This is a genomic window from uncultured Planktomarina sp. (assembly GCA_943788425.1).
GTDB lineage: Bacteria > Pseudomonadota > Alphaproteobacteria > Rhodobacterales > Rhodobacteraceae > Planktomarina.
This window is the reverse complement of sequence record CALSQF010000006.1, coordinates 540,894-551,605: the sequence shown is the minus strand read 5'-3', so window position 1 is coordinate 551,605 and position 10,712 is coordinate 540,894. Positions and strand designations below refer to the sequence as shown.

The 10,712-nt window shown below is 52.1% G+C and carries 10 protein-coding genes and 2 pseudogenes; 8 read left to right on the top strand and 4 right to left on the bottom strand.

Features of this window, described 5'->3' with window-relative positions; all coding sequences use genetic code 11:
• Positions 1–67: 67 nt before the first annotated feature.
• A complete protein-coding gene (locus ABLW18_RS08390) occupies positions 68–1,609 on the bottom strand; it encodes an ABC transporter substrate-binding protein (RefSeq protein WP_347824346.1) in 1,542 nt (513 codons plus the stop codon).
• A 145-nt stretch (positions 1,610–1,754) separates the two neighbouring features.
• On the opposite strand from ABLW18_RS08390, the gene ABLW18_RS08385 reads away from it, so the two are divergent.
• Both ABLW18_RS08385 and ABLW18_RS08380 read left to right on the top strand, forming a co-directional pair.
• Positions 1,755–2,153, top strand: coding sequence for a Rid family hydrolase (locus tag ABLW18_RS08385; RefSeq protein WP_347823798.1), 399 nt, complete (start codon positions 1,755–1,757; stop codon positions 2,151–2,153).
• Positions 2,154–2,169: 16 nt separating this feature from the next.
• Positions 2,170–3,048: a MurR/RpiR family transcriptional regulator gene (locus ABLW18_RS08380; RefSeq protein WP_347823797.1), complete on the top strand. Its 879-nt coding sequence runs from the start codon at positions 2,170–2,172 to the stop codon at positions 3,046–3,048.
• Between the two features lie 71 nt (positions 3,049–3,119).
• Here ABLW18_RS08380 and ABLW18_RS08375 read toward each other — a convergent pair whose 3' ends face one another.
• From ABLW18_RS08375 to ABLW18_RS08365, 3 genes and pseudogenes are all read right to left on the bottom strand, one after another.
• Entirely contained in the window at positions 3,120–3,827 is a 708-nt protein-coding gene (locus ABLW18_RS08375; protein ID WP_347824345.1) for an IS6 family transposase, read from the bottom strand.
• A gap of 526 nt (positions 3,828–4,353) precedes the next feature.
• A pseudogene (locus ABLW18_RS08370) lies at positions 4,354–4,503 on the bottom strand (integrase core domain-containing protein); the annotation flags it as partial.
• 1 nt (position 4,504) lies between these two features.
• Positions 4,505–4,606, bottom strand: a pseudogene (locus tag ABLW18_RS08365) (IS6 family transposase); the annotation flags it as partial.
• A gap of 177 nt (positions 4,607–4,783) precedes the next feature.
• On the opposite strand from ABLW18_RS08365, the gene ABLW18_RS08360 reads away from it, so the two are divergent.
• The 6 genes from ABLW18_RS08360 (at position 4,784) to ABLW18_RS08335 (ending at position 10,710) form a co-directional block, all read left to right on the top strand.
• The gene (locus ABLW18_RS08360; protein WP_347824344.1) at positions 4,784–5,671 is read left to right on the top strand and encodes a hypothetical protein; all 888 of its coding nucleotides are present in this window, start codon (positions 4,784–4,786) and stop codon (positions 5,669–5,671) included.
• A gap of 142 nt (positions 5,672–5,813) precedes the next feature.
• Positions 5,814–7,007: an amino acid ABC transporter substrate-binding protein gene (locus ABLW18_RS08355; protein ID WP_347184858.1), complete on the top strand. Its 1,194-nt coding sequence runs from the start codon at positions 5,814–5,816 to the stop codon at positions 7,005–7,007.
• Positions 7,008–7,060: 53 nt separating this feature from the next.
• Entirely contained in the window at positions 7,061–7,927 is an 867-nt protein-coding gene (locus ABLW18_RS08350; protein ID WP_347184857.1) for a branched-chain amino acid ABC transporter permease, read from the top strand.
• Positions 7,924–8,853, top strand: coding sequence for a branched-chain amino acid ABC transporter permease (locus ABLW18_RS08345; RefSeq protein WP_347824343.1), 930 nt, complete (start codon positions 7,924–7,926; stop codon positions 8,851–8,853). Before ABLW18_RS08350 ends, ABLW18_RS08345 begins: the two co-directional genes overlap by 4 nt.
• Complete coding sequence (locus ABLW18_RS08340; protein WP_347184855.1) at positions 8,853–9,590, top strand: ABC transporter ATP-binding protein; 738 nt, start codon at positions 8,853–8,855, stop codon at positions 9,588–9,590. The genes ABLW18_RS08345 and ABLW18_RS08340 overlap by 1 nt, the downstream gene beginning before the upstream one ends.
• Positions 9,583–10,710: an ABC transporter ATP-binding protein gene (locus ABLW18_RS08335; protein ID WP_347824342.1), complete on the top strand. Its 1,128-nt coding sequence runs from the start codon at positions 9,583–9,585 to the stop codon at positions 10,708–10,710. Before ABLW18_RS08340 ends, ABLW18_RS08335 begins: the two co-directional genes overlap by 8 nt.
• The last annotated feature ends 2 nt before the right edge of the window (positions 10,711–10,712 follow it).

Below are 10,712 nucleotides of genomic sequence, written 5' to 3'. Positions count from 1 at the left end.
ACCTCAGTTGACTGGAATGGGTAAATTAGCCCCCCGCTTCAAGTTTAGCAGGGGGCTGGGAAGAACCTTACTTGGAAACGTTCCAAAAGCTTGGCCAAATCAAAGTCTGTTTGCCAAGCCCTTTCAGCTTTGGAGAGGCAATGTTGTAGGTATAAACGTCGCCGGTCTTCATTGTTGGCACCTGTTCGTAGATCAAGGCCTGAAGCTCCGCCCAAATTTCTTGACGCTCACTCGGGTCTGAGGACGCTGTGAAACGATCTTTCAAAGCTTTCTTTTCGGGAGTTGCCCACCAACCGGGGTAATTGTCGTTCATCACAGAGATCAAGATTGGATCCGGTACAAAACCATGGTGTGTAAAGAACAAATCCCACTGATCAGGCTGCGCACGCTTTTCAATCAATGTTGCCCAGTCATAGACCTGAAGGTCAATATTGAACCCCGCCTGCGCCAGTTGCTTGGTATAAACGATCGCACTGTCATAATGGAATGGATAGTTAGTCGAGACCATGAACTTGATTGGCTGACCGTCGTAGCCTGCCTCTGCTGCCATAGCTTTTGCTGCTTCTGCGTCTCCACGGCTGTAGTTTTCGGTGCCTGCTTTAGTAGCCCAAACACTGCCTTCTGGAGCAAAAGAGCCATTGGCGCGCCACAGTCCTTCGGGCCCAATAGAAACTTGCAAGGCGGGTGTTTTGTCGATGGCCGTCTGAATGGCACGACGCAGCGCAAAGTTTTCTTTCAATGGACCATCACTGGAGTTTAGAAAGACCAAACCAAAAATTGGCCCACCGTTAAGCATAGTTTTCACGCCCGAATCTGCATCCAAATCTGCAAACAAATCACCCGGAATACTTTCTGCGTAGTCGTAGTCTCCAGCGCGAACCCCGGCGACCCGAGTACCCACATCAGACACTGGGATAAAACGGAGTGTATCAAAATTAGTCGCTCGTTCACCGCCGTATCCGTCGGCCGCTCCCTCGGGCGAAATGTAACCGTCAAAGCGCACCAACTCTACATAGCGATTGGCCTCCCATTCGTTGAACTTGTATGGACCTGTCCCAATGTACTGATCAGGAGAGATTGGTTCCTTTGTAGCGCCTTCCATAACGCTAGCTGGATAGATCGCGGGACCACCGTTTATAAAGGCCATTAGATTTTTCCAAGGGCCGAAGGGCTCTTTAAGATTTATGGTGATCTCATAATCTCCACTCGCCTCAACACTGTCGACGTGATCAAAAATCAGGCTGCCACGTGAGCCAAATTCGCCCCAACGCTGAAGTGATGCCAGGACGTCGGCAGATGTCATAGCCTGACCATTATGAAACTTAACACCCTCGCGCAGCGCAATTACAATTGTTTTGCCATCTGCGGACACAGTTTCGCCAGATGCTAGCAGCGGTACTGGCGCATTGGACGCATTAAAGGTGTACAAACCTTCAAACATATGATGCGCAATGGTGGTTGCCAGATCAGAGGTAACAACCTGTTGATCAAGGCTGGGAGGTTCGCCCACGGTAGCATAGCGCAACATGCCATCGGCATATGCCCCGCTTGTCAGGGTCATCAAAGCCCCCACTGCCAGCGCAGATTTCATCCAAATTTTCAGTTTCATCTCAATCTCCTTCGTTATGATGTTTCAAGTTAATTTTATTTATATGTAAATATCTTACAATTTAGCCAATAATAGTCAAATATTATTTGGAAAAGTCAGCTAAACCGAGTATAAAATGTAAATAACTTACATAAAGGTTACCAATATGCAAACTACTCCACAAAAAATCATCCGCTTTGACGGCGCAGACGCTGCTGCTGGCGGCACGCCGCGCCCCTTTTCTAAAGCCGTGCGTGCGGGGGATTTTATCTATGTATCCGGGCAAGTCCCGACAGTTGACGGCGAAGTTGTCACAGGGGGGATCATCGCACAGTCAGAAGCTGTTATAGCCAATATCATCGCCGTTCTAAAACTTGCAGATTGCAGCTTGGCGCATGTGGTACAAGTCGGCGTTTGGCTGGACGATCCACGGGATTTCACCAGTTTCAATTCGGTCTTTGCTAAATATTTCGCCGCACATCCACCCGCGCGGGCCACAGTGCAAAGTGCGCTAATGGTAGACGCCAAGGTTGAAATGGATGTAGTGGCATATAAGCCCGTATGAGAGGCACACCAAGACAATGCTCGAAGTTATCGATCTCATCTCGCATGTGCGCACTCTGAACGGAGCTTTCCCCAAGCGCGAGCAACTGGTTGCTGATTTTGTGCTGGCAAACCTTGAGGGAATCTCTTTTCTTTCGCAGCACGAGATTGCAGCGGCAACCGAGGTTTCTGTCGCGACAGTGAATCGATTCTGTACAACAATCGGCTGCGAAGGGTTCCGCGACTTTCAAATCAGACTTGCGCAAAACGTGGCGGTCAGTTTGCAATACCTTGGGGGGGCAAGCGGAGATCAATCTGAAACCGGGCAATTGGTAACACAGGTGTTCAGTACATTGGTCGACACTCTGACGCTGGTTCGTGGGCAACTGGATAGTGAGGCGATTGAACAAGCAACAGACAAACTTGCCGATGCCCGCCGCATAGCCTTTCTTGGTGTTGGCGGGGGCTCTGCCAATGTTGCTCGTGAGGGGGCCAACAGGTTTTTTCGGCTTGGTATTCCCGCAGAGGCGCATGCCGACGGTTATCTCCAGCGCATGCTATCCTCGACCCTGATCGAAGGTGATGTGCTGGTCGCAATTTCATCAAGTGGTCAACCTGCTGAACTTTTGGATAGCATTGCAATCGCCAAACAATATGGCGCAACTACGATCAGCTTAACCAAAACCGGCTCAGACCTTGCACTGCTAACGGACATTTCAATCCAAATCGATATTCCTGAAGATCAAGACATTTACAAACCCTCAGCCTCGCGTCTTGTCTACATTGCGATTGTCGATGTCCTGGCCGCCGGTGCTGCGAGAAAGCGGCCAGAACGAGTCAAAGAGAACCTGCGGCGCATCCGAACATCGCTGTTGCCATTGACCAAAGACCCCGGACCTAAACCAATCGGTGATTGATTGTGCGGCCCTAGGGGAGGGTGCTGTCAGACAAATGAGAACTCGCATCAGATTGCTGGCGCAGCCTGAATCTATGCGCTCAATAGTTGGCGCCACTCAGTAAGAGCGGCAGTTCGATTGAGCTTGAAATTGTCTCGTGAGTAGAAGTGGCGTTCCTGATTGAAATGGTTGTGGACTGAAGAGTGGACTGCAGCGAACTTTTGCAGACATCGCATCTGTCGGAAGCGGAGCATAGCGCGTTCTCGTCGTCGAAACGGCAAGTGGGAATTCTCAGCCCTATTGTTACACCAGCGGCCCGTTTCCTGCCGATCCGCGTTGCCAACAACTTTCATTGCAGCGCCATAGGAACGTAGTTTGTCCGTCACAACTACTTCTGGTCCGCCGTAGCGCTTCATTGCTTTTCTGAGGAATTTCAATGCTGCCTTGCGGTCTCGGCGCTTGGTAACATAACTTTCAAGCACCTCACCTTCGTGATCAACGGCTCGCCAGAGGTAATGCGTCTCTCCATTGATCTTTACGAAGACCTCGTCCAGGTGCCATTGCCAGTTCGAATAAGATCGCATCCGACTGACCCGGTTTCTTCGTATCTCAGCAGCAAACATCGGACCAAATCTGTTCCACCAAAACCGAACTGTTTCGTGGCTGATCTCAATGCCTCGTTCGTGCAGAAGATCTTCCACATTACGGAGTGAGAGCGGAAACCGAACGTACAGCATCACAGCCAAGCGGATGATCTCTGGGCTCGTTTTAAAGTACCTAAATGGGGAGTGTTTTGTCATTTGCGGATGCTACAAATACACCCTGCTCGCTTCAACCAAGTTTAATTTGACAGTACCGTTGTCCCTGTCTTAACCAAAAATCAAGACGGGAATCCTTTTTTAAACTCTCTGTTTATGTGACAAAATTCTCAGCCATCACCTTTGACGTTGCAGTGCGGCAGTCTCGTCTGGTGGGCTTCCACACACCTGAAACCTATGAGCCGATGTATGATCATGAGTTAGCGCTTTGAAACTCTGCAACAAAGATTAACAGGGATTTGGTTGCAGTCGAGCAACCTGTCAATCCGGTTATCTTGCCCGACCCGGATGACGATGATAGCAGCTTTAGAAGTGCAGCTGTCAGACGAATGAGAACTCGCAGCGGATTACTGGCGCAGCCTGAATCTATGCGCTCAATAATTGGCGCCACTCAGTAAGAGCTGCGGCGCGGTTCAGCTTGAAATTAGTGCGTGAATAAAGGTGGAGCACCTATGCCCCACCCCTAGTCAACATTGAGCAGCCTCATCTGACTGGGCCAGGTTAATTGTTAGTGCATGATTGGCCTCTGATCCAGTGGTATGATGGTTTCAGGAGCTGGCGGGCGATAGCCCAACGCACTGTGTGGTCTCTTTGTGTTGTAGTGTTTCCTCCATTCTTCGATGATTATCTGTGCTTCTCGTAAGCTGTAGAAGATCTTAAACATTACGGAGTGAGAGCGGAAAACGAACGTACAGCATCACAGCCAGGCGGATGATCTCAGGGCTCGTTTTAAAGGACCTGAATGGAGAGCGCTTTGTTATACGGCGAGGCTACGAAACCGCCTGCCCACTTCAACCGAGTTTAATCTGACAGTACCGTCATATTTGTTTCCCTCCAGCTTATTGAATTTGTTTAAAACATATATCAAAGTTGTAGGGCTGGTCTATTTCCCTCAAAACTGCCAACATGACGTAAAAGCTACTCTAGAGAGGGATGTTATGAGCAAGTTTATTATCGCGCCGCACATGCGCTTGCATGAGTGGATTGCTGTCGAGAAAGGCTATTTTGTTGAGGTCGGTCTCGCATATGAGTTAGAAGATCAATTGCTGTCTGCCACAGGTGATCGCCACGATCTCGGGGATCGCGTTGGAGCGTATCAGACCTTTGAAAAAGGGCGTACTTGTGACGTCAGTTCAGCGTGCCATTGGACAGTCAACGTCGCGGCTGCGTCGGGTCATGGCAAGCTATATGCGAACGCATATTCTGTCTCGCCCTGTGGGATCTTCGTTCCAAATGACAGTGATATCGAAACGCCTGAAGATCTCGCAAATGTGCCAATTTCAGTAGGTTTCCAATCGGGCAGTCACTATTCGACTATCCAAGCCCTTGAGCCGTTCTTGTCGCATAACGAGATCAATCTCAGCTTTGCTGATGGCCTCCTTTTCAAGCGGATGGAGAACCTGATCGATGGAGTTGTGCCTGCGGTCAGCTTGTTCAGCGGGCCTTACTATTTCATGGAGCAATTGGGATATCGCAAAGTGCTCGATACCTCGTTCATGATGGCGGCAATGGTCTCAGAAGATGCAGAACTTGAAGATGTTGAAAAGTATTTCAGCGCGCTGCGTATGGCGCAAAAGGACATCGATTTGCGCCAAGAGCTTTACACGCATTACTATCGCAACGAATTCCCAGAGCGCTTCAAAGATCAGATGGATACGCGTCTGTTCGGACCTGGTGAGCGCATTGTGTTTGAACCTTATTCGCGTGAAATCTTTGATAAATCGCGGGAATGGATTGCCGAACGTAACATCTTTGAAGATGGGCTTGGTGAGCTGACCTACGAGGAGTCTATCGTCGCGCCAAAGATGGCAGAACCAGCAGAGTAAAATCCGCGTACTCGAAAATCAATTAACAAATGCATTGATTTAACGTACAGGTTCAATGCACTATTTATAGATAAGGCTCTCCGACCGCAAACGAGTCGGCATCGTAATGGGCCATCTGACACAACGATTCAGGGAGAAATCTATGTATAGAAGAAGCCTTTTTGGCCTTGCAGCAGCGTTAGCTGTCGCCGGCACGTCCTTGTTTGCTCAGGATATGATCAAGATCGGTGCGATTGCACCTAAGACTGGCCCGCTTGCGGGTGGCGCTGTCGTAACACAGTGGCCCAACGTGCGCCTTTGGGTGGAAGAAGTGAATGCACGCGGCGGTCTGGACGTTGGCGGCGAAATGAAGATGCTCGAATTGATCGAGTATGACGACAAAACCAATCCTGGCGAGCACATCAAACTGGCGCAGCGTCTTGCGACGCAGGACAAAGTTGATTTCGTGGTTGCCCCATATGGTACTGGTTTTAACATCGCGACCGCGCCGATCTATGGCAAGTTCGGCTATCCGATGATTGCGGTCTCTGCGATCACTGACAAGATGGAAGAGCTGACAACGCGCTATCCAAACCTGTTCTTCACGCTTGGGACCACGACGGCCTTCGTGGACGGTGTAAAAGAGATCCTGATCGAGCAACGTGACGCTGGTGAAATCGGTAACGAAATCGCGATGGTCAATGTGGCTGACGCCTTCGGTATTGAGCTTGCTGATCGCGCACGCGAGCTATTCGGCGAAGCTGGTTTCGACATTGTCTATGACAAGTCTTACCCTCTGGGCACACCAGATTTGAGCCCTGTAATGAAGGGTGCCAAAGAGAGTGGCGCGAAGGCGTTCGTTGCTTGGTCCTACCCACCAGACAGCTTCGGACTTGCCGAGCAGGCGATTATCGAAGACCTCGACGTAAAACTTTATTACTCTGCAGTTGCGACGAGCTTCCCAGCGTTCAAAGGCGCTTATGGCAACAAGATTAACAACGTCTTGGGTGCTGGCGGTACCAATGTGGATAATCCAGCGATCGCGGCCTACCGCAAAGCACATATGGATATCACGGGCAAAGTCGCGGACTATTGGGCATCCGCCAACACATACGCGTCTTTGCAGATCCTAGAACAAGCGATTGTTGGCGCAGCCACGCTCGATCGTGAAGTTGTCACTCAGTATATCAAGGACAACTCGTTTGAAACGGTGATGGGCGAGCTGAGCTTTACCAACAACTTCTCCAATACCTTCTGGTCCGTGGGCCAGTGGCAAGATGGCGTCTTTCGCGGTGTGAAGGGATCTAACGTGATCGGCGCGGTACCTGTGCGCGCAAAAACCGGTTGGTCTGATTAAAAAGAACTGGCACGGGCGGGGACTTTCCCGCCCGACCACTCTCGGGAGATCTAATGCTCGACATACTCGTTTCCGGCCTGCTTTTGTCAGGCACCTATGCGCTTGTCGCGATGGGTCTGAACTTGCAATACGGCGTTGCACGGATCATGAACCTCGCCAATGGCGAGGTGTTGGTCTTGGGGGCTTTGGCTGCGTTTTGGCTTTATACAACGGCGCAAATCAGTCCGATCCTCACGGTTATTCTTGTGATCCCCGTCGCTTTTATCGGCAACTGGTTGATCTATCGTTTCCTGCTGACGCCTCTTGTGCGCCGCTCCAAATCGCAAGGCGCGCTTGAGGTTGATAGTATCCTCGCCACCTTTGGCATGTCGTTCATTTTTATCGGCATCATGGTGTCGATTGAGGGCGGCTTCTTCTTTTATAAATACCTAAGCGAGCCGATCTCCATTTTGGGATCCACCACATCGCTGAACCGCCTCGTCGCTTTCTTGCTCGCGGTACTGATCGCCGCCGCGCTCTATATTTGGCTGCATTACTCACGCCCCGGCGTTGCAGTGCGCGCGGTGTCTGTGTCTACAGAAGCCTCTGGTCTTGTGGGCATCAACGTGCCACGCGTTTCGGCTTTGACTTTCGCATTGGGCGGCACCATCACCGCCGTAGGCGGCGCGTTGATTTCGACCTTCATCACGCTAGACGCCTCAATCGGTGTAGTCTTTACGCTCAAAGCCCTGATCATCGTCATCATGGGCGGCGTGGGCGAAATTCGCGGCGCGATTGTTGCGGCGATCATCCTTGGCCTTGTGGAGACAGGTGTCGCCACTTTGGTTGATCCAGGCCTGACACTTGCTGCCGCCTATTTCATCTTCGTTATCATCCTGTTGTTCCGCCCCCAAGGCCTGTTCGGGAGACGTGCAGTATGAATCCTGCAACCGTGCAAGAGCTTATCTGGGCAGGTGTGCTTGTCGCGCTCGCTGCGTTCTGGCCGATGATGTCCAATGGCTATTGGCTTGGGATTGGCGTGGATGTGATGATGTACACGGCGCTTGCTACATCGTGGATGCTATTCTCTGGCCCGACGCATTATATATCGCTCGCCTCTGCTGCGTTCTTCGGGGTTGGTGGCTTTGTCGTTGGCTCTGGGATGAGCGATTATGACGCGAGTTTCTGGTCGATGCTGGCGCTTTCTGCGGTCATCGGCGGTGTGCTTGCCGCGCTGATCGGACTTGCGACGCTGCGTTTGTCAGGGGTCTATTTCGTTATCTTCACGCTGGGTCTAGCAGAAATGATCCGCAATCTGGTGAGCTGGGTGCAGAACAATTTCCTCGGCTCGCGCGGCCTTTATGTTCTGACGGAATTCACCGATGCGCATCTTTATTGGATGCTGCTTGTGACCGCGGGTTGCGTCTACCTGCTGGGATGGATAATCAGCCGTTCGCGTCTTGGCTTTGCGCTGCGTATTATTGGCGGCGATGAAACCGTCGCGCGTCATGTTGGCATCAACACCGCCATGGCCAAGGTAATCCTGTTCACCACCACTGGCGTTTTCGGTGCTATCGTCGGAGCTATTATCGCCCCGCGTTGGAGCTACATCGAACCCAATCAAGTCTTCTCCCCGCAGCTGAGTTTCTTCGTCGTCATCATGGCGCTTTTGGGCGGCTCAGGACGGCTTTGGGGGCCAGTGGTTGGCGTGATCCCGTTTTTGTTGATCTGGAACTGGGTCGATTCAAACTTCCCTAATCAGTCAATCTTGGTTCTTGGCGTTGCTTTCTTGGTGATCGTCTACTTCCTGCCGCACGGTTTTGTCGGACGGATCGAACAACTACGCGCGCGCGCAAGGGGGCGTTAATGAAGCAGGCCGGCGCAGTCCTTTCAGTCAAAAATATCACTAAACGCTTTGGTGGATTGGTGGCCGTTTCGAACATGTCGTTCGATGTGGCCGAACATGAGATGGTTGGCATCATTGGGCCTAACGGCTCTGGCAAGACGACGATGATCAATATGATCTCAGGGGTCTTTGCCCCTACGGATGGTCGGATTTCGCTACGTGGGCGTTTGATCTCTGACGCGGCTCCGCAAATTATCGCCCGCGAAGGAGTGGGGCGCACGTTTCAATTGGTGCGTTTGTTGCCAGGTCTTTCCGTTTTAGAAAATGTTATGGCAGGTGCAGTTTACGGCCACAAACGCCGTTGGGGTCGGGAAGCCGAAGATTTCGCGCATAGCGTTTTGGAGCGTGTCGGCATGGACGCGATGAGCCACGCGCCTGTGTCCTCGCTCACCTACATCGATCAAAAACGCGTCGAGCTGGCGCGCACATTAGCTGGCGAACCCAAGGTTTTGTTGCTGGATGAATGGCTCGCGGGGTTGAACCCAACCGAGCTTGAGACAGGAATTGAGCTGATCCACAACCTGCGCAATGAGGGCCGCACTATCGTGATGGTCGAACATGTGATGGACGCGATCCGCTCGCTGTGTGATCGCTGTGTGGTCATGTCATCAGGTGCTAAAATCGCCGACGGCACAACCGATGATGTGCTCTCTGACCAAGACGTGATCCGCGCTTATCTGGGGGATGACGATGCTTGAAGTCACCAACCTCTCTGCGGCCTATGGCCAGCATCCATCGCTGAATGATATATCGATCAAGGTGAACACGGGCGAAGTTGTCGTTATCCTTGGGGCAAATGGCGCTGGCAAATCGACGCTGTTACGCGCGATTTCGGGGATTTGTGAGGGCAAGGTTTCAGGTGACGTGACGTTGAACGGAGAGAGCCTGACAGGCCTGTCTTCTGACGCAATCGTCGAAAAAGGCGTGGCGCTTGTACCGGAAGGTCGTGGGATCTTTGGTGATCTCACAGTGAAAGAGAACCTGCTGCTGGGCGCATATTCTGCCGGTGCACGCGAAACGGAACGCGAAAATCTTGAGCGCGTTTTGATGCAATTCCCTAAGCTGCGCGAACGGCAAGGCCAGATCGCGCGCACAATGTCGGGGGGCGAACAGCAAATGGTTGCGATTGGCCGCGCGATCATGTCTGCGCCTGAGATTTTGATGTTGGATGAACCCTCCTTGGGTCTGTCGCCGCTACTGTGCAAAGAGCTGTTTCAGAACCTGACCCGTGTGAAAGACCTTGGCATCGGAGTGCTGTTGGTTGAGCAGAATGCAAAGCAAAGTCTCGCAATTGCGGATCGTGGATACCTTTTGGAAAACACCCGAGTCACCCATGAAGATACGGCTGCGCGCTTGGCCAATGACCCCGCGGTGCAGCGGGCTTATCTCGGTGTGGGCAGCAAGACTTCGGCAAGTCCATCGACGCGCTCCACTCCTCTTGTTGAAGTCACAAAATCAACCAAGCCGACTGGTAATCCCACGCCACGCCGCAGTGCGGATCAACAAATTGGCGGTTCCATTGATGATCTGGTCGCGGTGGCGACAAAGACCTCTGCAGAAGCACCGCGAGGTTCTGCGCCAGAGACAATGGCAGCCGCACGTCAACTGGCGAGTTCCACGATCGAAGTGGTATTGAAAGACATCGAACAAGCCGCAATGAACGCCCGTCGCCGGGCACCGCGCGAGCCGCGTGCATCCATTCCATCCAAGGCCGTGACAGAGCAACCCTCAGCGCCGCCTCCCGTCATTGAAGTCTACAAACGCCCACGCGTCGAGGTTTACCGCCGCCGCCCATCGGGCCAGTTCGAAAGGGATTGATG

Coding starts and splice junctions, on each gene's coding strand:
- ABLW18_RS08350 (WP_347184857.1), top strand. CDS start 7,061: ATGCTCGACATACTCGTTTCCGGCCTGCTTTTGTCAGGCACCTATGCG.
- ABLW18_RS08380 (WP_347823797.1), top strand. CDS start 2,170: ATGCTCGAAGTTATCGATCTCATCTCGCATGTGCGCACTCTGAACGGA.
- ABLW18_RS08355 (WP_347184858.1), top strand. CDS start 5,814: ATGTATAGAAGAAGCCTTTTTGGCCTTGCAGCAGCGTTAGCTGTCGCC.
- ABLW18_RS08360 (WP_347824344.1), top strand. CDS start 4,784: ATGAGCAAGTTTATTATCGCGCCGCACATGCGCTTGCATGAGTGGATT.
- ABLW18_RS08390 (WP_347824346.1), bottom strand. CDS start 1,609: ATGAAACTGAAAATTTGGATGAAATCTGCGCTGGCAGTGGGGGCTTTG.
- ABLW18_RS08335 (WP_347824342.1), top strand. CDS start 9,583: ATGCTTGAAGTCACCAACCTCTCTGCGGCCTATGGCCAGCATCCATCG.
- ABLW18_RS08375 (WP_347824345.1), bottom strand. CDS start 3,827: ATGACAAAACACTCCCCATTTAGGTACTTTAAAACGAGCCCAGAGATC.
- ABLW18_RS08340 (WP_347184855.1), top strand. CDS start 8,853: ATGAAGCAGGCCGGCGCAGTCCTTTCAGTCAAAAATATCACTAAACGC.
- ABLW18_RS08385 (WP_347823798.1), top strand. CDS start 1,755: ATGCAAACTACTCCACAAAAAATCATCCGCTTTGACGGCGCAGACGCT.
- ABLW18_RS08345 (WP_347824343.1), top strand. CDS start 7,924: ATGAATCCTGCAACCGTGCAAGAGCTTATCTGGGCAGGTGTGCTTGTC.